Source organism: Pseudomonas sp. JQ170C, assembly GCF_035581345.1.
Lineage (GTDB): Bacteria > Pseudomonadota > Gammaproteobacteria > Pseudomonadales > Pseudomonadaceae > Aquipseudomonas.
In genome coordinates, this window is record NZ_CP141608.1 from 1,742,695 (window position 1) to 1,764,964 (window position 22,270).

The window sequence follows — 22,270 nt, forward strand, 5'->3', positions numbered from 1 at the left end:
GGAGGATCAGCATGTATCGTTTTTTCGAGCAGTTGGGGGCCAGGATCGCGGCCCCTTTTCTCAGCCAGGCGCAGCACCCGGACCGGGTCTGGCAGTGCCAGTGCGGCCAGTCGGTGTTCTTTCGCAACAGCCAGTGCCTGGCCTGTCAGTCGGCACTCGGTTACTGGCCACCGAGCAACCGGGTGGCGAGCCTGTTGCCGGGGGCGGTTGAAGGCACCTGGCTGCTTGATGGCGAACCGCAGCTCGGCCCGCTGCGCCGTTGCGCCAACCTCGATAGCCCGGCGGCCTGCAACTGGCTGCTGGCGGCGGATGAGCCGTACAGCCTGTGCCTGGCCTGCCGCTTGAACCGGACCATTCCCGACCTCTCGATTGCCGAGAACTCCCTGCGCTGGCGCAAACTGGAAACCGCCAAGCGCCGCCTCACCGCGCAACTGTTGCACCTGGGCCTGCCGGTCGAACCCAAGGTCGAGGGTGACGGGCCCGGCCTGGCATTCGACTTTATCGGCGTTGACCTTGAGGGCAACGCCCCCGTTACCGGCCATGCCAATGGCTTGATCACCCTGGACGTACGCGAAGCCGACGATGACTGGCGCGAGCGGGTCCGGGTGCAGTTGCATGAGCCTTATAGAACCTTGCTCGGTCATCTGCGTCACGAAGTGGGGCACTACTACTGGGACCGCCTGATCGCCAACGGGCCTTGGCTCGATGGCTTTCGCCAGTTGTTTGGTGATGAGCGGGAAAGCTACAGCGACGCGCTTGAACGGCATTACCAGCAGGGTGCGCCGAGTGACTGGGCGCTGGCGCATGTGAGTGCCTACGCCACCATGCATCCCTGGGAAGACTGGGCTGAAACCTGGGCGCATTACCTGCACATGACCGATGCGCTGGACACCGCCCTGGCCCTGGGCATGAATGCTCGGAGCCTGGAGCTGGATTATCCACCGTACCAGGCCCAGGACCTGTACCAGCCGGAAGACCCGGGCGCCAAGGATTTTCTGGCGTTCATCAACGCCTGGGTCGAGCTCTCGGCCATGCTCAACGAACTGTCGCGCAGCATGGGGCAAGTGGATTTCTACCCGTTCGTGCTGTCGTCGGCGGTGGTGGCGAAATTGCACTTCATCCACCTATGCGTCACCGAAAACTCGCCAAGTCATTGAGTGGCGATGATTTTTTATCAACTAAAGGTTGTATCTTGGCGACAGGCCGGTACAATGGCGCGGCTCGTCGCCAGATGAGCACGCGTTATGGTGGCCCCATCGGTCCCCCCGCAACGATCAGCCGTGAACCCGGTCAGGCCTGGAAGGGAGCAGCCGCAGCGGTGACATTGTGTGCCGGGGTGTGGCTGGTGGGGCCGCCACCTATCTCCAAGTCCTTGAGCCCTCAAGGATGTCTCAGCAAAAAAATCTCTAAGTGGAACAGCGTTTGGGAACACCTGAGTGGTGCGCCGTAAGCGACATGTTTTCCTGCGCGCAGCTTTTGTCCAGCCTTCTTGCTTTGTGCATTCGCGCCGTGGAAGTTAGCGCGCACGGCAGCGATCGGCGGGTGCAATTTTGCCCCCGCTCCGCTACGATTAGCGGTCTTCAGCTTGCCAGTCGCGACGGTTTTCGATGAGTTATCAGGTTCTTGCACGTAAATGGCGTCCGCGCTCGTTCCGCGAAATGGTCGGCCAGACCCATGTGCTCAAGGCCTTGATCAATGCACTGGACAACCAGCGCCTGCACCATGCCTACCTGTTCACCGGTACCCGCGGTGTGGGCAAGACCACCATTGCGCGGATCATCGCCAAGTGCCTGAACTGCGAGACCGGTATCACCTCCACCCCGTGCGGCACCTGTTCGGTGTGTCGGGAGATCGATGAGGGCCGGTTCGTCGACCTGATCGAGATCGACGCCGCCAGCCGCACCAAGGTCGAAGATACTCGCGAACTGCTCGATAACGTGCAGTACGCCCCCAGCCGTGGACGCTTCAAGGTCTACCTGATCGACGAAGTACACATGCTCTCCAGCCACTCGTTCAACGCCTTGTTGAAAACGCTGGAAGAGCCGCCGCCCTACGTCAAGTTCATCCTGGCGACCACCGATCCGCAGAAATTGCCGGCGACCATCCTGTCGCGCTGTTTGCAGTTTTCCCTGAAGAACATGACCCCGGAGCGGGTGGTCGAGCACTTGAGCCATGTGCTGGGTGCCGAGAACGTTCCGTTTGAAGATGATGCCCTGTGGCTGCTCGGCCGTGCGGCCGATGGCTCCATGCGTGATGCCATGAGCCTGACCGATCAGGCCATTGCTTTCGGTGAAGGCAAGGTGCTGGCCGCCGATGTGCGGGCCATGCTCGGTACGCTGGATCACGGTCAGGTCTATGGCGTGTTGCAGGCGCTGCTCGAAGGCGACGCCCGCGCGCTGCTCGAAGCCGTAAGGCATCTGGCGGAGCAGGGGCCGGACTGGAATGGCGTGCTGGCCGAGATGCTCAATGTGCTGCACCGCGTGGCCATCGCCCAGGCTTTGCCCGAGGCGGTCGATAACGGCCAGGGTGACCGTGATCGCGTGTTGGCCCTGGCCCAGTCGTTGCCGGCAGAAGATGTGCAGTTCTATTACCAGATGGGCCTGATCGGTCGTCGTGATCTGCCGCTGGCACCAGACCCTCGCGGTGGTTTCGAGATGGTGTTGTTGCGCATGCTGGCGTTTCGGCCTGCCGACACCGATGACGCACCGAAGCCGGTACTAAAGCCGGTGGGGATCAGCCAGGCCACAGCTGATTCTGCAAGTACGGTGGCAGCGGCCGCTGTGGTCGCACCTGCCGTGGTTGCCGCAGCGGTTGACGAGCCCGAGCCGGTCGAGCCGCAGCCAGTGCCTGTGGCAGCGCCAGAAGCTGAAGCTGAACCTGTGCCGGTCGACGTGCAAGCGCCAGCGCCCGAGCTTGTGGTCGATCTGCCCTGGAACGACCCGGTGGAGGCGCCGCCTGCTGTTGAACCCGAGCCTGAGCCCGAACCTGTCGCCCCCGCACCGCAACCTGCCCCGGTTGCGGCTGCCGTTCGCCAGGACGCGCCACCGCTCGACGAGGGCATCGGCTACAGCCCGGCCGGTATGGACCGCGACGACGAGCCGCCGCTGGATGAAGACTATTACGAACCGGAAATGGATCCGGCCAGCTACAGTTACCTCGATGAGCTGGCGATCGAGCATGTGCACGAAGCGACGCCTGTCGCGGAGCCCGAGCCGCTCCCTGCAGCCCAGCCGGCCACCGGCCTGGCATTGCAATGGCTGGAATTATTCCCACAGTTGCCGATCTCGGGGATGACCGGCAGTATCGCCGCCAACTGTACCTTGATGGCCGCCGAAGGCGATGACTGGCTGCTGCACCTGGACCCGGCCCATAGCGCCCTGTTCAACGCCACCCAGCAACGGCGCCTGAACGAGGCCCTGAACCAGCATTTCGGGCGTACGCTCAAGTTGTCCATCGAGCTGATTCGTCCCGAGCAGGAAACCCCGGCCCAGGCGGCATCGCGCAAGCGTGCCGAGCGTCAGGGCGAAGCTGAGGCGTCGATCCAGGCCGATCCGCTCATCCAGCAGATGATTCAGCAGTTTGGCGCCATGGTTCGACACGATACCATTGAGCCTGTAGACGCCCAGGTCGCACAGGGCGAATGACCGAATAACTCAAGCAGCCCGGGCCAGGCCCGCGCCGCACCCCGTAACTCTTATTTGAGGTGATCCCCATGATGAAAGGTGGCATGGCCGGCCTGATGAAGCAGGCCCAGCAGATGCAGGAAAAAATGGCCAAGATGCAGGAAGAGCTGGCCAACGCCGAAGTGACTGGCCAATCGGGCGCTGGCCTGGTCAGCGTGGTGATGACCGGTCGTCACGACGTCAAGCGCATCAGCCTGGACGACAGCCTGATGCAGGAAGACAAGGAAGTGCTCGAAGACCTGATCGCCGCCGCCGTCAACGATGCAGTGCGCAAGGTCGAGCAGAACAGCCAGGAAAAAATGGGCGGAATGACCGCTGGCATGCAACTGCCACCGGGTTTCAAAATGCCGTTCTAAGGCAGCCCTTGTAGTACCCACGGTGGGAGCACAGCTGTGAAGTTGTCGCTCCCATCGTCGTTTTTCTCGTGCTTCATTGATATTCAGGCTAATTGACCATGAGCTTCAGTCCCCTGATTCGCCAACTGATCGATGCCTTGCGCACCTTGCCCGGTGTCGGTCAGAAAACCGCTCAGCGCATGGCGTTGCAGTTGCTTGAGCGCGACCGCAGCGGCGGCCTGCGCCTGGCCCAGGCCTTGAACCAGGCCATGGAAGGCGTTGGGCACTGCCGCCAGTGCCGGACCCTGACCGAGCAGGAACTGTGCCCGCAGTGCGCCGACACGCGCCGAGACGACACGCTGCTGTGCGTGGTGGAAGGCCCGATGGATGTGTACGCGGTAGAGCAGACCGGCTATCGCGGTCGCTACTTTGTGCTCAAGGGGCACCTGTCACCGCTGGATGGCCTTGGGCCGGAGGCGATCGGCATTCCGCAGTTGATGGCGCGTATCGAAGAGCAAGACAGCTTCACCGAAGTGATCCTGGCCACCAACCCGACGGTGGAAGGTGAGGCGACTGCTCATTACATCGCCCAGTTGCTGGCCGACAAGGGGCTCGTTGCTTCGCGTATTGCCCACGGGGTGCCGTTGGGTGGGGAGCTGGAGCTGGTGGATGGCGGGACCCTGGCGCATTCCTTTGCCGGGCGTAAGCCGATCTCGCTGTGAAACTGATCGCGGGGCAAGCCCGCTCCTACAGTAGGAGCGGGCTTGCCCCGCGCTGCGTTAAAACTCGCTCAGCGAGAACGCCGTCAGGCAAAAAGTGGGTACACCCACAGCTTCCAGGCGCTTCGACCCGTCCAGCTCCGGCAGGTCGATGATCGCGGCAGCCTCGAACACCTCGGCGCCCATGCGCCGTACCAGGTTGGTGGCTGCCAGCAAGGTGCCGCCGGTGGCGATCAGGTCATCGAACACCAGCACCGAGTCGCCCTCGCACAGGCTGTCGGCATGCACTTCGAGGAAGGCTTCACCGTATTCGGTCTGGTAGCCCTCGGCGATCACATCGGCCGGCAGTTTGCCCTGCTTGCGAAACAGGATCAGGGGCTTGTTCAGTTGGTGGGCGATGATCGAGCCGATCAGGAAGCCGCGGGCGTCCATGGCGCCGATGTGGCTGAATTCGGCCTCGACATAACGCTCGATGAAGGCGTCGGCCACATGACGCAGGCCCCGTGGCGACTGGAACAGCGGAGTGATGTCGCGAAAGATCACGCCAGGTTTCGGGAAGTCCGGCACCGGGCGGATCAGGGCTTTGAGGTCGAAGGGTTCACTGTGCATGGGGCGGGTATCCTGAAAAACGAATGCCCGCCAGTATACCCTTTATCCTGCGGGCTCAGCTGTCCAGCGAGCCACCGGCCAGCGCACACAGCTGGATCGGATCGAGGATATGGATTTCCTTGCCTTCGGCAGAAATCAGGCCGTTTTGCTGGAAGCGGGTGAACACCCGGGAAACCGTTTCCACGGCCAGGCCCAGGTAGTTGCCGATTTCGTTGCGCGACATGCTCAGGCGGAACTGATTGGCCGAGTAACCGCGGGCACGGAAGCGAGCAGAGAGGTTCACCAGGAAGGTGGCGATGCGCTCGTCGGCGGTTTTCTTCGACAGCAGCAACATCATTTGCTGGTCGTCACGAATTTCGCGGCTCATCACCCGCATCAGTTGCCGGCGCAGTTGCGGCAACTGTACCGAGAGCTCGTCGAGGCGCTCGAACGGGATCTCGCAGACCGAGGTGGTTTCCTGGGCCTGGGCCGAGACCGGGTAGGCTTCGGTGTCCATGCCGGACAGGCCGACCAGCTCGCTGGGCAGGTGGAAGCCGGTAATCTGCTCTTCGCCGCTGTCGCTCAAACTGAAGGTTTTCAGGGCGCCGGAGCGCACCGCGTAAACTGAGCCGAAGTTGTCACCCTGGCGGAACAGAAATTCGCCTTTCTTCAGCGGTCGCCCGCGTTTGACGATTTCATCCAGTGCATCCATGTCTTCCAAGTTCAACGATAATGGCAGGCATAGAGGCGCCAGGCTGCAATCCTTGCAGTGGGCCTGGTTGTGAGGGCGCAGTTTAACTGGCTCGGACATTTCTTCATTCCTTGTAGGAAAGCACACATAAGCCGTAAGGGTAACTCAGGGCATGGGGTTTCGGCCAGTCTGTGCCGGGTAAGGCGTGCTGGCAGAGGTGCGGTTTATCGTCCGACCTCGCTAAACATAGTGTGCTTTACAAGAAACTCTGTAAATCAAATGACCCGTGAGAATCGCTGCTGGCTGTGCATGCCCAGGTAGGCGTCGAACGCCATGCAGACCGAGCGTACCAGCAGCCGTCCGGCAGGCAGCACCTCGATGCCCTTGGCACTGAGGTTGATCAAACCGTCTTTGTGCATGGCTTGCAGCGCCGGCCACTCGTCCTTGAAGTAACCGCGAAAGTCGATGGTGAAGGCCTGTTCGATGGTGTCGAAATCCAGCTCGAAATGGCAGATCAGTTGCTGGATCACGGCACGGCGCAAGCGGTCGTCAGCGGTGCAGACCAAACCGCGGCTGGTGGCCAGCTGGGCACTGAGCAGGGAGTTCTGGTAGGTGTTCAGGTCGCTGCTGTTCTGGCAGTACAGGTCACCGATCTGGCTGATGGCTGAAACGCCAAGGCCGATCAGGTCGCAATGGCCGTGGGTGGTGTAGCCCTGGAAGTTGCGTTGCAGCGTTGACTCTTCCTGGGCAATGGCCAGCTCGTCATCGGGCAGTGCGAAGTGATCCATGCCGATATAGCGGTAGCCGGCGGCGGTCAGTTGCTCGATGGTCCGTTGCAGCATCTCCAGCTTGGCGGCCGGTGCCGGCAGGTCGTTGCTGTCGATACGCCGTTGGGGCATGAAGCGCTCCGGCAGGTGCGCATAGTTGAACACCGACAGGCGATCCGGTTGCAACTTGATGACTTCCTCCACGGTGCGGGCGAACCCCTCGGGGGTTTGCTTGGGCAGGCCGTAGATCAGGTCGAGGTTGATCGAGCGAAACTGCAGGGTACGTGCAGCTTCAATGATCGCGCGCGTCTGCTCCAGGCTCTGCAAGCGGTTGATCGCCCGTTGCACCACGGGGTCAAGGTCTTGCACGCCAAGGCTGACCCGGTTGAAACCCAGCTCGCGCAGCAGGCCCATGGTTGACCAGTCGGCCTCGCGGGGGTCGATCTCGATGCCGTAGTCGCCGGAGTCGTCGTCCAGCAGGTTGAAGTGCTGGCGCAGGTAGGCCATCAGGCGGCGCAGTTCGACATGGCTGAGGAAGGTTGGCGTACCGCCACCAAAATGCAGTTGCTCGACGGTCTGCTTGGGGTCCAGGTGGCAGGCGATCAGCTGGATCTCCTGCTCCAGGCGCTGCAGATAGGGCAGCGCGCGGCCCCGGTCCTTGGTGATGACCTTGTTGCAGGCGCAGTAGTAGCAGATGTTGGCGCAGAACGGCACGTGCACGTAGAGCGACAGCGGGCGCACGGCGCGACGGCTGTCACGCAGGGCGTGCAGAAGATCGAATGAGCCGACTTCGCTGTGCAGTTGCACGGCGGTTGGGTATGAGGTGTAGCGTGGACCTGCCAGGTCGTAACGACGGATCAGGTCAGAGTCCCAACGAAGTGCGTCGAGCATGTGGGCGGTCCCCGGAGAAAGCAGCTAGTGTCCGGAGTCTAGGGAGTTGGGCACAATCGCGTGTTGATTTGTATCAACGCTGCTTTAGTGGCCCATCAGCCAGTGCTGGTGTGGCCCTGGCAGGGTCCAGAGGCCAAACAGGATCACCAGAAGCCCGCCGGCAACCCGCACGCCGCGTTTGCGCAGCAGCGCGCTGGTGCGCTCGGCGGCAAGCCCTGTGGCCAGCAGCACCGGCCAGGTGCCCAGGCCGAAGGCGAGCATCAGCAGGGCGCTGTCGACGGCATTGCCCTGGCTCGCGGCCCACAGCAGGGTGCTATAGACCAGGCCGCAGGGCAGCCAGCCCCACAGGGCGCCCAGCAACAGGGCGCGGGGCAGGCTGGACACTGGCAACAGACGGTTGGCGACCGGTTGGATATGTCGCCACAGGCCGCGCCCCAGTGCTTCGATGCGGGTCAGGCCGCTCCACCAGTCGGCCAGGTACAGGCCCATGCAAATCAACAGCAGTGCCGCGACCACGCGCATGCCCAGGGCCACCGGGCTGTTGGCTACGGCCCAGCCGGCCAGGCCCAGCAGCAGGCCGGCCAGGGCGTAGCTGAGGATGCGTCCGAGGTTGTAGGCCAGCAGCAGGCGAAACCGCCGACTGCGCTGTTCCTTGGGAATGGCCAGGGTCAGGGCGCCCATCAGGCCGCCGCACATGCCCAGGCAGTGACCGCCGCCCAGCAGGCCGAGAATCAGCGCCGAGCTGAGCAGGGGAAGCAGTTCAAGCACGGGGTGGGGCGCCGTCGTCGGGTTTCTTGCCGTCGGCCTCGTCCATGGCGGCGGTGTGCTGAGGGTCCTGGTCATCGAACAGGATGCTGTGGGCCGGGCCGTCGAGGTCGTCGTACTGGCCGCTGTCCACCGCCCAGAAGAAGATGTACACGGCGATGGCGACGATCAGCAGCGCGGCGGGAATCATGACGTAGAGCGCGGGCATGGTGACTCCTGATCAGACCGTGGCAGGGTGTGAGGTGCTGGCTGGCGCGCCGGCGCCAGGCAGGGCGCTGATACGGGTCAGGCGCAAGGCATTGAGCACCACGATCAGCGAACTGACCGACATGCCGACCGCAGCCCAGACCGGTGTGATCCAGCCCAGGGCGGCGAACGGCAACATGAGGCCATTATACAGCCCGGCCCAGAGCAGGTTCTCGATAATGATCCGCCGCGTGCGGCGCGCCAGGCGGAAGGCCTGGACCAGGGCGTCGAGACGGTTGGACAGCAGCACCGCGTCGGCGCTGGTCTTGGCCAGGTCGGTCGCCGAACCCATGGCAATGCTGATGTCGGCGGCGGCCAGCACCGGCACATCGTTGACCCCGTCGCCGAGCATCAACACCTTGCGGCCCTGTTGCTGCAAAGCCTTGAGCTTCTCCAGCTTGTCATCCGGACGCAGGCCGCCGATGGCCTCGTCGATCGAAAGCTCCGCCGCCACGCTCTGCACCATCGGTGAGCTGTCGCCGGAGAGCAGCAGGGTGTGCCAGCCACGGGCGCGGCAGGCGGCGAGCAGGTCGGCGGCGTCGCTGCGCAGCCGGTCATCGAGCACCAGCCACGCCAGTGGCCCCGAGGTATCACCCAGCAGCAGCCACTGGCCGGGCTCGTCGGGCATGGACGGCGTTGCGCTGGCGCTCAGGGCGCAGACGAAGCCGGGTTCGCCGATGCGCAGCCGTTGACCCTGTACCACGCCCTCGAGGCCCAGGCCGGGCTCGGCATGGACTTCTTCGGCCGGGATGCTGGCGCGGCCGAAGGCGCGGGCGATCGGGTGCTCGGAGCGGTTTTCAAGGGCGGCGGCGAGCGTCAGGCACTGGTCGGCATCCTGCTGGCCCAGCGGGCGAATGCTGCGCAAGGTCAGGCGTCCTTCGGTCAGGGTGCCGGTCTTGTCGAAGATGACTGTGTCGATCTGGTTCAGGCCTTCCAGCACATGGCCTCGGGTCAGCAGCAGGCCGAGCTTGTGCAGGGTGCCGGTGGCGGCCGTGAGCGCGGTCGGGGTGGCCAGCGACAGTGCGCAGGGGCAGGTGGCGACCAGCATGGCCAGCACGATCCAGAACGCCCGTGACGGGTCCAGTTGCCACCAGAGCAGGCCGATGGCCGCGGCGGCGACGAGGGAGAACAGCAGGAACCATTGCGAGGCGCGGTCGGCGATCTCGGCCAGTCGCGGCTTTTCCGACTGGGCTCGTTCCAGCAGGCGGACGATGGCCGACAGCCGGGTGTCCTGACCCAGGGCCTGGACTTCAACAGTCAACGCACTCTCGACGTTCAGGGTCCCGGCGGTAACCGCATCGCCGGCGCGGCGGGGCTGTGGCAGGTATTCGCCGGTCAGCAGCGATTCGTCGACGCTGGACTGGCCGCTGACAATGCGCCCGTCGGCGGGCACCACGTGGCCCGGTTGAATCAAAACGCAATCGCCCAGCTGAAGCTCGCGCAGCAGGATGCGTTCGCTCTGGCCCGCGGCGCCCAGGCGCAGGCAGGAGGCCGGCAGCAGATTGACCAGCTGCGCAGTGGCCGCGGCGGTACGCTCGCGGGCGCGGCGCTCCAGGTAGCGGCCGGCCAGCAGGAACAGGGCGAACATGCCCACGGCATCGAAATACAGTTCGCCACTGCCGGTGATGGCCGTCCAGATACCGGCGCCATAGGCCAGGCCGATGGCCAGCGACACCGAGACATCCATGGTCAGGTGGCGGGTGCGCAAGTCGCGGGCAGCGCCACGGAAGAACGGTGCGCAGCTGTAGAACACGATGGGCGTGGTGAGGAACAGTGCGACCCAGCGCAGGATGGTGTGCAGCTCGGGGCTCAGGTCGATGTTGAATTCCGGCCAGGTGGCCATGGTCGCCATCATGGCCTGGAACCACAGCAGGCCGGCGACGCCCAGTTGGCGCAGGGCGGTGCGGTTCTCGTTGGCCAGTTGTTCGGCGGCGCGGTCGGCCTGGTAGGGGTGGGCGGCGTAGCCGATGTGGCGCAGCTCGGCGAGCAGCTTGGACAGCGGCAGTTGGCTGTCGGCCCAATTGACCTGCAGGCGATGGTTGGACAGGTTCAGGCGCGCCTCGGCGACGCCGGGCAGGTTGCGCAGGTGCTTTTCGATCAGCCAGCCGCAGGCGGCGCAGCTGATGCCTTCGATCAGCAGGGTAGTTTCGGCCAGTTCGCCACTGTGACGCACAAAGGGCTTTTGCACGTCGGCGCGGTCATACAGGGCCAGTTCGTCGACCAATTGCTGGGGCAAGGCTTCGGGGTTGGCGCTGGCTTCGCTGCGGTGCTGGTAATAACTTTCCAGGTTGCCGGCGACAATGGCTTCGGCCACGGCCTGGCAGCCGGGGCAGCAGAACAGCCGAGGCTGGCCGAGTACCACGGCGGTGAAGTGGCTGCCGCCAGGAACGGGCAGGGCGCAGTGGTAGCAAGGCGTGGGCGAGGTCATGGTGCTCGGTCGTTGGTCTTTTGGGAGGGTTATCGCGGGGCAAGCCCGCTCCTACAGGGGTAGGAACGGGCTTGCCCGGCGATAAATGGCGCCTCAATTCTCGTGGTGTTCAGCCCCTTGCAAGGCTTCATCGCCCAGCTGCAGGGTCACTCCGTGCGCGACCTTCTCTTCCTCGAACAAGCGCCACACCTGTTGGTTCTCGCTGCCCAGCAGTTCGACAAAACGACGGCCGTCAACCTGATCGGTCAACTGGCCCAGGTAACGCCCCGGCTCGCTTTCGCTGCGGGCCAGGATCACCCGGCGGTCTTTTTCCGGCTGGGTCGGCGAGATCAGGTTCAGTTCCAGGCTCTGTGGCTGGCTGTTGCCGGTCAGGCGCAGGTCGACTTCACCGGTCAGCTCGTCCAGGTGGATGCTGGCCTTCAGGCCCAGGGTCTGGGCCAGCAACTCACGGTCCAGGGAGCGGTTGATGCCTTTGCCGGCCTCGTAGTAGTTGTCGTTGACCAGGTTGTCCGGGTTGTTCACGGCAATGGTGACCATGGTCAGGCTCAGGGTCACCGAGGTGGCCAGCACCCCGATGATGATCCAGGGCCAGAGGTGCTTGTACCAGGGGCTGGTGGCAGTTGCAGAAGGCATAGGTTCAATCTCTTATCGAATTTGCGGGCCGATGAAGCGGCTCTTGGCTTCAACCTGGGTGGCGCTGTCGTCGGCGTCCTTGAGGATGAAGGTGACTTCGTTGGTGCTCGATGGCAGTTTTTCCGGGGCCATCGACAGTTGTACCGGCAGGCTGACGATATCGCCGGCCGCCACGCGGATTTCCCGCGCGCCTTCAAGCTTGAGGTCCGGCAGGCCGGCGGCATCGAGCACGTAGACGTGGTCGCGCTGGTCCTTGTTCATCACCTTGAGGCTGTAGACGTTCTCGATCCGGCCCTGGGCGTTCTCGCGGTACAGGACCCGGTCCTTGCTGACGTCAAAGCCCACCAGCGAGCGCATGACGAAGGCGCTGGCGAGCAGGGCGATCATGGCCAGCAGCACCACGGCGTAGCCGATCAGGCGAGGGCGCAGCATATGGGTTTTCTGGCCCGAGAGGTTGTGCTCGGTGGTGTAGCTGATCAGGCCCTTGGGGTAGTTCATCTTGTCCATGATGGTGTCGCAGGCATCGATGCAGGCGGCGCAGCCGATACATTCGATCTGCAGGCCATCGCGGATGTCGATACCGGTCGGGCAGACCTGCACGCACATGGTGCAGTCGATGCAGTCACCCAGGCCCTTGGCCTTGTAGTCGAGGTCTTTCTTGCGTGGGCCACGGGTTTCGCCGCGACGCGGATCGTAGGAGACGATCAGGGTGTCCTTGTCGAACATCACGCTCTGGAAGCGTGCGTACGGGCACATGTACACGCACACCTGCTCGCGCAGCCAGCCGGCGTTGCCGTAGGTGGCCAGGGTGAAGAAGCCGACCCAGAAGTAGGCCCAGCCATCGGCCTGGCCGGTGAAGAACTCCACAACCAGTTCGCGGATAGGGGAGAAGTAGCCGACGAAGGTCAAGCCGGTGACAAAGCCGATCAGCAGCCACAAGCTGTGCTTGGCCAGCTTGCGCAGGAACTTGTTGCCGCTCATGGGGGCCTTGTCGAGCTTCATGCGCTGGTTGCGATCACCTTCGGTGACCTTTTCGCACCACATGAAGATCCAGGTCCAGACGCTCTGCGGGCAGGTGTAGCCGCACCACACACGCCCGGCGAATACCGTGATGAAGAACAGGCCGAAGGCAGCGACGATCAACAAGCCTGAGAGCAGGATGAAGTCCTGGGGCCAGATGGTGGCGCCGAAGATGTAGAACTTGCGCTCCGGCAGGTTCCACCAGACGGCCTGGTGCTCACCCCAGTTCAGCCAGACCGTGCCGAAATACAGCAGGAACAGAAAGGCGCCACCGACCATGCGCAGGTTACGGAACACACCGGTAAACGCCCGGGTGTAGATTTTTTCCCGGGAGGCGTAGAGGTCGACGCTGTCCTTGTCTTTGTTGGCAGGCGGGGTGACATCATGTACTGGAATCTGCTTGCTCATCATTGAGTCCCACGGCAGTGGAATAATGCCGCGATCAGTGCGTGCCGACCGCAGTCAGAAGTTTATGCTGCTCTGCGGCGAATGATACGCCTGTAGTGGCCCTGTGGGGCACGGCTGCGGCGTTTAGTCGCGTTGGGTTTGCGTGGCTATTGGTGTAGTGAGCGTGTCAATTGATCTGGGTCATGCGCGACCGTGATGCCCCCTGTAGGAGCGGGCTTGCCCCGCGATAGCGGTAGATCAGTCAGGTCGCTATCGCGGGGCAAGCCCGCTCCTACCTGGGGTGTAAAAAAGCCCCGGCAGTCTGCACTGACGGGGCTTTTTGTCGCCTGGCGAATTACTTCGCTTCGGCGGTTTTCTCAGGCTGGTGCGAGAGGCTGTAGACGTAGGCCGCCAGCAGGTGGACCTTGTCGTTACCCTGGATCGCTTCCTGGGCAGGCATCTGGCCCTGACGGCCGTAACGGATGGTCTGCTGCAGTTGAGCGAAGCTCGAACCGTAGATGAACGCCTGTGGGTGGGTCAGGTTGGGTGCGCCCATGGCCGGGGTGCCCTTGCCCTCTGGGCCGTGGCAGGCCACGCAGTTGGCGGCGAAGAGCTTCTGGCCATTGGCCGGGTCGGCCTTCGCGCCTTCCGGCAGTTTGCGGCCATCGAGGTTGGTCAGCACGTAGGCAGCAACGTCAGCAACGCCTTGCTCACCAATGACTTCGGCCCAGGCTGGCATGACGCCATGTCGACCCGCCATGATGGTGGTCTTGATGGTTTCAGGCTCGCCGCCCCAACGCCAGTCGTTGTCGGTCAGGTTGGGGAAACCGTAGGAACCCTTGGCGTCGGAACCGTGGCACACCGAGCAGTTGGAGGCGAACAGGCGGCCACCCATTTTCAGGGCTTGCGGGTCCTTGGCCACTTCTTCGATAGGCATCGAAGCAAACTTGGCGAAGATCGGACCGAACTTGGCGTCCGCGCGGGCCATTTCCTTTTCCCACTCGTGTACGCCGGTCCAGCCGGCCTGGCCGTTGGCGAACTCGGTCTTCTTCTCGTTATCCAGGTATTGGTAGCCTGGCAGAACGCCTTTCCAGTTGCCCAGGCCCGGGTACAGCACGAGGTAGCCGAGTGCAAAGATGATGGTGCCGACAAACAGCATGAACCACCATTTTGGCAGCGGGTTGTCATATTCCTCGATGCCGTCGTAGGCATGGCCCACGGTTTCTTCGGTGGTTTCGCTGCGCTGGCCCTTGCGGGTGGACAGCAGCAGCCAAGTCAGGGCGAAGATGGTGCCCAGACTCAGAACGGTGACGTACAGACTCCAGAAGGTAGTCATTCGTTGTTACTCCTAGACGCTTTCGCTTGCGCTTGCTCGACGTGCTTGCTGGCTTCGGGATCATCCGCGAAGGGCAGCATGGTCGCTTCGTCGAACTCAGACTTGCGCCGAGAACTGAACACCCACAACGCCAGGCCAACGAAGGCCACCATCACAACGACGGTGCCCAGGCCACGAATCATCCCGATATCCATCAATGTCACCGTTTGCTTTTGATGATGGTGCCCAGGCCTTGCAGGTAGGCAACCAGGGCGTCCATTTCAGTCTTGCCCTTGACCGCGTCGCGGGCACCGGCGATGTCTGCGTCGGTGTACGGCGTGCCGAGGGTGCGCAAGACTTCCATCTTCTTGACCGTGTCCTTGCCGTCGAGCTTGTTCTCTACCAGCCATGGGTAGGCCGGCATTTTCGACTCGGGCACGACGTTGCGCGGGTTGTACAGGTGGGCACGGTGCCAGTCATCGGAGTAACGACCACCGACACGGGCCAGGTCAGGGCCGGTACGCTTGGAACCCCACAGGAACGGGTGGTCCCAGACGCTTTCACCGGCTACCGAGTAGTGGCCGTAGCGCTCGGTCTCGGCACGGAACGGACGGATCATCTGCGAGTGGCACTGTACGCAGCCTTCGCGGATGTAGATGTCGCGGCCTTCGAGTTCCAGCGCGGTACGTGGCTTCATGCCTTCGACCGGCTTGTTGGTGACGTCCTGGAAAAACAACGGGACGATCTGGGTCAGGCCGCCGATGCTCACGGCGATGACCATGAAGAAGGCCAGCAGGCCGATATTCTTCTCGACTACTTCATGCTTCATCAGTGGGCTCCAACTACAGCGATCTGAGCGGCGGCTTCAGCTTCGGCCGGCTTCGAGGCGCGCACGGTACGGTAGACGTTGTACGCCATCAGCAGCATGCCGGAGGCGAAGAACGCACCGCCCAGGGCACGGACGATAAAGCCAGGGTGGCTGGCCTGCAGGGCTTCGACGAAGGAGTAGGTGAGGGTGCCGTCATCGTTGATTGCACGCCACATCAGGCCCTGGGTGATGCCGTTGACCCACATCGAGGAGATGTAGAGCACGGTACCGATGGTTGCCAGCCAGAAGTGCGCGTTGATCAGGCCGATGCTGTGCATCTGCTCGCGGCCATAGACTTTCGGGATCATGTGGTACAGGGCGCCGATCGAGATCATCGCTACCCAGCCAAGGGCGCCGGCGTGTACGTGGCCAACGGTCCAGTCGGTGTAGTGCGACAGCGAGTTGACGGTCTTGATGGCCATCATCGGGCCTTCAAAGGTCGACATGCCGTAGAACGCCAGCGATACCACCAAAAAGCGCAGGATCGGGTCGGTGCGCAGCTTATGCCAGGCGCCCGACAGGGTCATCATGCCGTTGATCATGCCGCCCCAGCTTGGTGCCAGCAGGATGATCGACATCGCCATGCCCAGCGACTGAGCCCAGTCTGGCAGAGCGGTGTAGTGCAGGTGGTGAGGACCGGCCCAGATGTACAGAGTGATCAGTGCCCAGAAGTGCACGATCGACAGGCGATAGGAGTAGATAGGACGTTCGGCCTGCTTCGGCACGAAGTAGTACATCATGCCCAGGAAGCCGGTGGTCAGGAAGAAGCCCACGGCGTTGTGGCCGTACCACCACTGGATCATCGCGTCGGTTGCACCCGAGTAGGCCGAGTACGACTTGAACAGGCTGACCGGCAGGGAGGCGTGGTTGACGATGTGCAGCATCGCAGTCACCACGATGAAGGCACCGTAGAACCAGTTACCCACATAAATGTGTTTGGTCTTGCGCTTGACGATGGTACCGAAGAACACCACGCCATAGGTCACCCAGACAATGGCCAGCAAAATGGCGATCGGCCATTCCAGCTCGGCGTATTCCTTGGTGGTGGTGTAGCCCAGTGGCAGGGTAATGAGCGCACCGACGATCACCGCTTGCCAACCCCAGAAGGTGAAGGCGGCGAGGCTGTCGGAAATCAGTCGCGTCTGGCAGGTTCGCTGCACGACATAATAAGAAGTGGCAAACAGTGCACAGCCACCGAAGGCGAAAATCACCAGGTTGGTGTGCAGTGGGCGCAGGCGGCCAAAGCTCGTCCATGGCAGGTCCAGGTTGAGCTGGGGCCATACCAGTTGCGAGGCGATGAAAACGCCAAGCCCCATGCCAAGGATCCCCCAGACCACCGTCATGATGGCGAACTGGCGGACGACCTTATAGTTATAAGCAGTCGGACTGATTGCTGTGCTCATTCTAAGGTTCCACGGTTTGGGTGTTTTTGTAGGTTAAAAAATCGGCGCAAGTATGTATAAACCGTGTGGTTATTGCAACGCGATGGCTCCCGCGCCGACCTTTGCCAAAGCCCGGTCTACCGCTGTTCCGAGCATAATTGGCGGACGAAGTGTACACAATTATCTGTTTGATATGTGTACCGTTATTCACATTTTCTTGTCCAATCGGTCAAGCTTGCTGTGACCATTTTTCGTTGGCCCGGTACGGGTACGAAGAGGTCGAGCCGATCCCATCTACCTTTGCACGCATTCTTCAACCGGCACGACCGCCCGTGCGGTTCATCGGCCCTTCGGTCGCGGTCGCTGTGGCAACAAGCTTAGTTGTGATCAAGGCGGGTGCAAGGCGCGGTGGCGGGGGAGGTGCGACACTTGGTCGCAAGCGGGAAACGGAACCGCCGCATCCGGGTGGAGGCGGCGGTTCGAGTCAAGGCTCAGTTGCGCGAAGATTTTACTTGGCAGTCAGGCTCTCGCCCTGGGCCGGTTCTTCCTGGGACAGGCTGTAGACATAGGCAGCCAGCAGATGGACCTTGTCGTTGCCCTGGATCTCTTGCTGGGCAGGCATCTGGCCCTGGCGGCCGTAACGGATGGTCTGCTGCAGCTGGGCAAAGCTTGAGCCGTAGATGAACGCTTGCGGGTGGGTCAGGTCTGGCGCGCCCATCGCCGGGGTGCCCTTGCCTTCAGGGCCGTGGCAGGCCACGCAATTGGCGGCGAACAGCTTCTGGCCATTGGCGATGTCGGCCTTGGTGCCTTCAGGCAACTTGCGCCCGTCGAGGTTGGTCAGCACGAAGCCGGCAACATCGGCCACACCTTGCTCGCCGATCACTTCGGCCCACGCCGGCATCACGCCGTGGCGACCGCTCATGATCGACTGCTTGATGGTTTCAGGCTCGCCGCCCCAGCGCCAATCCTTGTCGGTGAGGTTGGGGAAGCCGTAGGCGCCCTTGGCGTCGGAGCCGTGGCACACCGCGCAGTTGGAGGCGAACAGGCGGCCGCCCATTTTCAACGCTTGGGGGTCCTTGGCCACTTCTTCCACCGGCATGGCAGCGAACTTGGCGAAGATCGGGCCGAACTTGGCGTCCGCCTTGTCCATTTCCTTCTGCCATTCGTTGACCTGGGTCCAGCCATTTTCATAACCGGGCAGGATGCCTTTCCAGTTGCCGAGGCCGGGGTAGAGGATCAGGTAGCCGACCCCGAACGCCAGGGTGCCGACGAACAGCCAGAACCACCACTTGGGCAGCGGGTTGTCGTACTCCTCGATGCCGTCGAAGCTGTGGCCCATGGTCTCGTCGCTGGTGCCGGGCTTTTCGCCCTTGCGCGTTGCCAGCAACAGCCAGGTCAGGCCGATCAGGCTGCCGATGGTCAGTACGCTGATGTACGTACTCCAGAAGGTGGTCATTGCCCGTTACTCCTCGATTCGGGTTCGTTGGCGGGTGCCAGGCGGTCGTCGGCGAACGGCAGCAGGCTGGCTTCGGCAAATTCCCGGTCGCGCCGACCGTTGAACACCCACAGCGACAGGCCGATGAAGGCGATGGCCACCAGCAGGGTGCCCAGGCCGCGCAGCTGGCCGATATCCAGTGTCAAGTCCATGGCCCTTACCTCTTGTTCTTGATCGCGGTGCCCAGCACCTGCAGGTAGGCAACCAGCGCATCCATTTCGGATTTGCCCTTGAGCGATTCAACCGCGCCGCTGATATCGGCATCGGTGTACGGCACGCCCAGGGTGCGCAGGGTGCGCAGCTTGGTCTCGGTGTGGCTGCTGTCGACCTGACTTGCCACCAGCCACGGGTAGGCCGGCATCTTTGACTCGGGCACGACGTTGCGCGGGTTGTACAGGTGAGCACGGTGCCAGTCATCGGAGTAACGACCGCCAACCCGGGCCAGGTCTGGACCGGTACGCTTGGAACCCCACAGGAACGGGTGGTCCCAGACGCTTTCACCGGCTACCGAGTAGTGGCCGTAGCGCTCGGTCTCGGCACGGAACGGACGGATCATCTGCGAGTGACACTGCACACAGCCTTCGCGGATGTAGATGTCGCGGCCTTCGAGCTGCAGCGCGGTATAGGGCTTCATACCCTCCACCGGCTTGTTGGTGACGTCCTGGAAAAACAACGGGACGATCTGGGTCAGGCCGCCGATGCTGACGGCAAACACCATCAACAGCACCAGCAGGAAGACGTTTTTCTCGATTACTTCGTGTTTCATCTCGGTCTCCTCAGGCCAGCTGCGCAGCGGCAGGGGTGGTCGCGGCCACTGGAGCACGCACGGTGCGCCAGGTGTTCCAGGCCATCAGCAGCATGCCGGTCAGGAAGATCGCCCCGCCGACGAAGCGCACGATGAAGCCAGGGTGGCTGGCCACCAGGGTTTCGACGAAGGAGTAGGTCAGGGTGCCGTCGGCGTTGACTGCACGCCACATCAGGCCCTGGGCGATGCCGTTGACCCACATCGAGGCGATGTAGAGCACGGTGCCGATGGTGGCCAGCCAGAAGTGCGCGTTGATCAGGCCGATGCTGTGCATCTGCTCGCGACCGAAGACTTTCGGGATCATGTGGTACAGGGCGCCGATCGATATCATCGCTACCCAGCCCAGGGCTCCGGCGTGTACGTGGCCGATGGTCCAGTCGGTGTAGTGGGACAGGGCGTTGACGGTCTTGATCGCCATCATCGGGCCTTCAAAGGTCGACATGCCGTAGAACGCCAGCGACACCACCAGGAAGCGCAGGATCGGGTCGCTGCGCAGCTTATGCCAGGCACCGGAGAGGGTCATCATGCCGTTGATCATGCCGCCCCAGCTCGGGGCCAGGAGGATCAGCGACATGATCATGCCCAGCGACTGGGCCCAGTCGGGCAGGGCGGTGTAGTGCAGGTGGTGCGGGCCTGCCCAGATGTACAGGGTGATCAGCGCCCAGAAGTGCACGATCGACAGGCGATAGGAATACACCGGGCGCTCGGCCTGCTTGGGCACGAAGTAATACATCATGCCCAGGAAGCCAGCCGTCAGGAAGAAGCCCACGGCGTTGTGGCCGTACCACCACTGCACCATGGCGTCAGTGGCGCCGCTGTACAGCGAGTAGGACTTGGTCAGGCTGACCGGCAGTTCCAGGTTGTTGACGATGTGCAGGATGGCCACGGTGATGATGAATGCACCGAAGAACCAGTTACCCACATAAATGTGCTTGGTGGTGCGCTTCATCAGGGTGCCGAAGAACACCACGGCGTAGGCGACCCAGACGATGGTGATCAGGATGTCGATCGGCCATTCCAGTTCGGCGTACTCCTTGGAGCTGGTATAACCCAGCGGCAGCGTGATGGCAGCCAGCACGATCACCAGTTGCCATGACCAGAAGGTAAAGGCGGCAAGGCGTGGAGAGAACAGGGTGGTCTGGCAGGTACGCTGGACCGAGTAGTAGGAGGCGGCAAACAGTGCGCAACCGCCGAAGGCGAAGATCACCGCGTTGGTGTGCAGTGGACGCAGGCGTCCAAAGCTGGTCCAGGGGAGATCGAAGTTGAGCGAAGGCCAGACGAGTTGCGCGGCGAGAAAAACGCCGAGCCCCATCCCGACGATTCCCCACACCACCGTCATAATGGCGAATTGGCGGACCACCTTGTAGTTGTAGGCGGTACTGCAGGTTGTGTTCATGTATGGGTTCCCATCCACGGTTATAGGCAGACTAAACAGCGAGGCAAGCATGAGTAATGGGCAACTGGCCGGTATTGACGGGGATCAATGGGCACAGCTGGTCAAAAACCGCGGCTGGCGCTGGAATGCCCCGCAAAATCAGGGGGATGGCGCACCTTCGCGGTGCCTGATCCTGGCCCATGGCGCGGGGGCGCCGATGGACAGCGCGTTCATGGACGACATCGCGCAAAGGCTGGCGGCACAAGGGCTGGGGGTGCTGCGCTTCGAGTTTCCGTACATGGCGCAACGGCGCCTTGATGGTGGCAAAAGGCCGCCAAATCCGCAGGCCAAATTGCTTGAGTGCTGGCGTGAGGTGTATGGGCTGGTGCGACCTTTGGTCACTGGGACGCTGGCCATCGGCGGCAAGTCCATGGGCGGGCGCATGGCCAGCTTGCTGGCGGACGAACTGGGCGCCGATGCGCTGGTGTGCCTGGGGTATCCGTTTTACGCGGCGGGCAAGCCGGAGAAGCCGCGGGTGGCGCACCTGGCCGAATTGAAGACGCCGACGCTGATCATTCAGGGCGAGCGAGATGCCCTGGGGAATCGGCAGGCGGTGGAAGGGTATGTGTTATCGCCGGCGATCGAGGTGTGCTGGCTAGAGGCGGGGGATCACGATTTGAAGCCGTTGAAGGCGTCGGGGTTCAGTCATGCGGATCATTTGCAGACGGCTGCGGACCACATTGTGGGGTTTTTGCCGTAGCAGGGTATCGCGGGGCAAGCACGCTCCTACTGGAGCGGGCTTGCCCCGCGATAATGGCTTACCCGCGATATTCGCACAGGTAGGCAGTGTCCACCGCGACCTTCAGCTGGAACTTGCTGTTGGCGGGCACGTTGAACTGGCTACCGGCGCTGAAGGTTTCCCAGTTGTCGCTGTCAGGCAGTTTGACGGTCAGGGCGCCCGACACCACGTGCATGATTTCACGCTGGGCAGTGCCGAACTCGTACTCGCCGGGGGCCATCACGCCAACAGTGGCCGGGCCTTCGGCAGTGCCGAAAGCGATCGACTTGACCGTGCCATCAAAGTACTCGTTGACTTTAAACATGGGCGACTCCTGAAAAGGGGCTGAAAAGGCTGGCCAGTATGCCCAAGGCTCCCGGCGCCGTCATCCGCTTTCAAAGGCCGCTGGGCGGCAGGGTCAAGGGCAGCAGGCGCGCGGTGTTGCGGGCGTCTTCCAGGGCCCGGTGCTGCTGGCCGCTGAACTGCAACCCGGCCAGCTGCAATGCACCATTGAGGCCCAGTGGCCGTTGCAGATGCCGGGCCTTGGCAAAGCGTTGCTTGAGGTTGATGTGCGGCACCGTGGCCAGCAGGCTCTGGACATCGTGCAGTTGCCATTCCTGCAGCAATTGCTGGCGGTCGTAGTCACCCCAGCTGACCCAGGCCTCAAGCTGTGCCCGATGGTGCCCGATCCAGCGCTCGAACTGCCCCCACACCTCTCTGAACGCCACGGCTGTGTCGACATTGGCCTGACTGATGTGGGTCAGTTCACGGCAGAAGGGGGTCAGTTGCGGGCGGCGCCGCGGTTTGATGAAGCGCTGGAAATGATCCACCTCACGACCCTGGCGGTTGACCAGTGTCGCTCCGATTTCAATGACTTCCATATCCGTGATTGGCCAACCGCCGTCATCCGTGGTTGCTTCCAGGTCGATCACCAGCCAATGGCCCATAGTAGGCTCCCTTGCAAGACTCGCTAGAGCGTAGCCAAAGTCGGGCCTCTGGGGTATCCCCTGGCGAAATGCTGCTTGCTGGCCTTTTGGCACAATCGGCTGTTGTACCGCGCACGGAAAACGCCTAGCTTAGGTTCAATTCGGCTCAAACC

Annotated in this window: 23 protein-coding genes and 1 other RNA gene; 6 read left to right on the top strand and 18 right to left on the bottom strand. The window is 62.6% G+C overall.

Annotated features, from left to right (window positions below; translation table 11 throughout):
* Nucleotides 1-11: 11 nt before the first annotated feature.
* The 5 genes from U9R80_RS08080 (at nucleotide 12) to recR (ending at nucleotide 4,740) form a co-directional block, all read left to right on the top strand.
* The gene (locus tag U9R80_RS08080) at nucleotides 12-1,157 is read left to right on the top strand and encodes a zinc-binding metallopeptidase family protein (protein WP_301836893.1); all 1,146 of its coding nucleotides are present in this window, start codon (nucleotides 12-14) and stop codon (nucleotides 1,155-1,157) included.
* Nucleotides 1,158-1,254: 97 nt separating this feature from the next.
* Nucleotides 1,255-1,351: signal recognition particle sRNA small type (gene ffs, locus U9R80_RS08085), an RNA gene on the top strand.
* A gap of 256 nt (nucleotides 1,352-1,607) precedes the next feature.
* Nucleotides 1,608-3,644 carry a DNA polymerase III subunit gamma/tau gene (dnaX, locus tag U9R80_RS08090; RefSeq protein WP_301836892.1) on the top strand — a complete coding sequence of 679 codons (2,037 nt, stop codon included), beginning with the start codon at nucleotides 1,608-1,610 and terminating at the stop codon, nucleotides 3,642-3,644.
* Between the two features lie 68 nt (nucleotides 3,645-3,712).
* On the top strand, nucleotides 3,713-4,039 hold the full coding sequence (locus U9R80_RS08095) for a YbaB/EbfC family nucleoid-associated protein (protein WP_028945400.1): 327 nt from the start codon (nucleotides 3,713-3,715) through the stop codon (nucleotides 4,037-4,039).
* A 98-nt stretch (nucleotides 4,040-4,137) separates the two neighbouring features.
* Nucleotides 4,138-4,740 (top strand): recombination mediator RecR, encoded by a 603-nt coding sequence (gene recR, locus U9R80_RS08100; RefSeq protein ID WP_301836891.1) that lies wholly within the window; start codon nucleotides 4,138-4,140, stop codon nucleotides 4,738-4,740.
* Between the two features lie 57 nt (nucleotides 4,741-4,797).
* Here the strand turns inward: recR and U9R80_RS08105 are convergent, their stop codons facing one another.
* The 16 genes from U9R80_RS08105 to ccoN (U9R80_RS08180) form a co-directional block, all read right to left on the bottom strand.
* Entirely contained in the window at nucleotides 4,798-5,346 is a 549-nt protein-coding gene (locus U9R80_RS08105; RefSeq protein ID WP_301836890.1) for an adenine phosphoribosyltransferase, read from the bottom strand.
* Nucleotides 5,347-5,401: 55 nt separating this feature from the next.
* The gene (gene fnrA / locus U9R80_RS08110) at nucleotides 5,402-6,136 is read right to left on the bottom strand and encodes a Crp/Fnr family transcriptional regulator FnrA (RefSeq protein WP_301836889.1); all 735 of its coding nucleotides are present in this window, start codon (nucleotides 6,134-6,136) and stop codon (nucleotides 5,402-5,404) included.
* Between the two features lie 155 nt (nucleotides 6,137-6,291).
* The gene (gene hemN, locus U9R80_RS08115) at nucleotides 6,292-7,674 is read right to left on the bottom strand and encodes an oxygen-independent coproporphyrinogen III oxidase (RefSeq protein ID WP_301836888.1); all 1,383 of its coding nucleotides are present in this window, start codon (nucleotides 7,672-7,674) and stop codon (nucleotides 6,292-6,294) included.
* Between the two features lie 84 nt (nucleotides 7,675-7,758).
* Entirely contained in the window at nucleotides 7,759-8,442 is a 684-nt protein-coding gene (locus U9R80_RS08120) for a sulfite exporter TauE/SafE family protein (protein ID WP_301836887.1), read from the bottom strand.
* Nucleotides 8,435-8,647 carry a cbb3-type cytochrome oxidase assembly protein CcoS gene (gene ccoS / locus U9R80_RS08125; RefSeq protein WP_028945394.1) on the bottom strand — a complete coding sequence of 71 codons (213 nt, stop codon included), beginning with the start codon at nucleotides 8,645-8,647 and terminating at the stop codon, nucleotides 8,435-8,437. Before ccoS ends, U9R80_RS08120 begins: the two co-directional genes overlap by 8 nt.
* Nucleotides 8,648-8,659: 12 nt before the next feature.
* A complete protein-coding gene (locus U9R80_RS08130) occupies nucleotides 8,660-11,113 on the bottom strand; it encodes a heavy metal translocating P-type ATPase (RefSeq protein ID WP_301836886.1) in 2,454 nt (817 codons plus the stop codon).
* Between the two features lie 93 nt (nucleotides 11,114-11,206).
* Nucleotides 11,207-11,746 (bottom strand): FixH family protein, encoded by a 540-nt coding sequence (locus U9R80_RS08135; protein ID WP_301836885.1) that lies wholly within the window; start codon nucleotides 11,744-11,746, stop codon nucleotides 11,207-11,209.
* Between the two features lie 12 nt (nucleotides 11,747-11,758).
* Nucleotides 11,759-13,174 carry a cytochrome c oxidase accessory protein CcoG gene (gene ccoG, locus U9R80_RS08140; RefSeq protein ID WP_301836884.1) on the bottom strand — a complete coding sequence of 472 codons (1,416 nt, stop codon included), beginning with the start codon at nucleotides 13,172-13,174 and terminating at the stop codon, nucleotides 11,759-11,761.
* A 334-nt stretch (nucleotides 13,175-13,508) separates the two neighbouring features.
* Nucleotides 13,509-14,489: a cytochrome-c oxidase, cbb3-type subunit III gene (gene ccoP / locus U9R80_RS08145; protein ID WP_301836883.1), complete on the bottom strand. Its 981-nt coding sequence runs from the start codon at nucleotides 14,487-14,489 to the stop codon at nucleotides 13,509-13,511.
* A complete protein-coding gene (locus U9R80_RS08150) occupies nucleotides 14,486-14,683 on the bottom strand; it encodes a CcoQ/FixQ family Cbb3-type cytochrome c oxidase assembly chaperone (RefSeq protein WP_028945389.1) in 198 nt (65 codons plus the stop codon). The genes ccoP (U9R80_RS08145) and U9R80_RS08150 overlap by 4 nt, the downstream gene beginning before the upstream one ends.
* A 5-nt stretch (nucleotides 14,684-14,688) precedes the next feature.
* A complete protein-coding gene (gene ccoO, locus U9R80_RS08155; protein WP_105641559.1) occupies nucleotides 14,689-15,297 on the bottom strand; it encodes a cytochrome-c oxidase, cbb3-type subunit II in 609 nt (202 codons plus the stop codon).
* A complete protein-coding gene (gene ccoN, locus U9R80_RS08160; RefSeq protein ID WP_038613180.1) occupies nucleotides 15,297-16,739 on the bottom strand; it encodes a cytochrome-c oxidase, cbb3-type subunit I in 1,443 nt (480 codons plus the stop codon). The genes ccoO (U9R80_RS08155) and ccoN (U9R80_RS08160) overlap by 1 nt, the downstream gene beginning before the upstream one ends.
* A gap of 487 nt (nucleotides 16,740-17,226) precedes the next feature.
* Nucleotides 17,227-18,174: a cytochrome-c oxidase, cbb3-type subunit III gene (ccoP, locus tag U9R80_RS08165; protein ID WP_301836882.1), complete on the bottom strand. Its 948-nt coding sequence runs from the start codon at nucleotides 18,172-18,174 to the stop codon at nucleotides 17,227-17,229.
* Nucleotides 18,171-18,365 carry a cbb3-type cytochrome oxidase subunit 3 gene (locus U9R80_RS08170; RefSeq protein ID WP_274118495.1) on the bottom strand — a complete coding sequence of 65 codons (195 nt, stop codon included), beginning with the start codon at nucleotides 18,363-18,365 and terminating at the stop codon, nucleotides 18,171-18,173. Before U9R80_RS08170 ends, ccoP (U9R80_RS08165) begins: the two co-directional genes overlap by 4 nt.
* A 5-nt stretch (nucleotides 18,366-18,370) precedes the next feature.
* On the bottom strand, nucleotides 18,371-18,979 hold the full coding sequence (ccoO, locus tag U9R80_RS08175; protein ID WP_301836881.1) for a cytochrome-c oxidase, cbb3-type subunit II: 609 nt from the start codon (nucleotides 18,977-18,979) through the stop codon (nucleotides 18,371-18,373).
* Between the two features lie 10 nt (nucleotides 18,980-18,989).
* Nucleotides 18,990-20,414 (bottom strand): cytochrome-c oxidase, cbb3-type subunit I, encoded by a 1,425-nt coding sequence (gene ccoN / locus U9R80_RS08180; RefSeq protein ID WP_301836880.1) that lies wholly within the window; start codon nucleotides 20,412-20,414, stop codon nucleotides 18,990-18,992.
* A gap of 49 nt (nucleotides 20,415-20,463) precedes the next feature.
* On the opposite strand from ccoN (U9R80_RS08180), the gene U9R80_RS08185 reads away from it, so the two are divergent.
* Nucleotides 20,464-21,153 (top strand): alpha/beta family hydrolase, encoded by a 690-nt coding sequence (locus U9R80_RS08185; protein ID WP_301836879.1) that lies wholly within the window; start codon nucleotides 20,464-20,466, stop codon nucleotides 21,151-21,153.
* 58 nt (nucleotides 21,154-21,211) lie between these two features.
* Here the strand turns inward: U9R80_RS08185 and ppnP are convergent, their stop codons facing one another.
* Together ppnP and U9R80_RS08195 are read right to left on the bottom strand one after the other, a co-directional pair.
* Nucleotides 21,212-21,496: a pyrimidine/purine nucleoside phosphorylase gene (gene ppnP / locus U9R80_RS08190; RefSeq protein WP_010225980.1), complete on the bottom strand. Its 285-nt coding sequence runs from the start codon at nucleotides 21,494-21,496 to the stop codon at nucleotides 21,212-21,214.
* A 70-nt stretch (nucleotides 21,497-21,566) separates the two neighbouring features.
* Nucleotides 21,567-22,118 (bottom strand): exonuclease domain-containing protein, encoded by a 552-nt coding sequence (locus U9R80_RS08195; protein WP_301836878.1) that lies wholly within the window; start codon nucleotides 22,116-22,118, stop codon nucleotides 21,567-21,569.
* Nucleotides 22,119-22,270 lie beyond the last annotated feature (152 nt).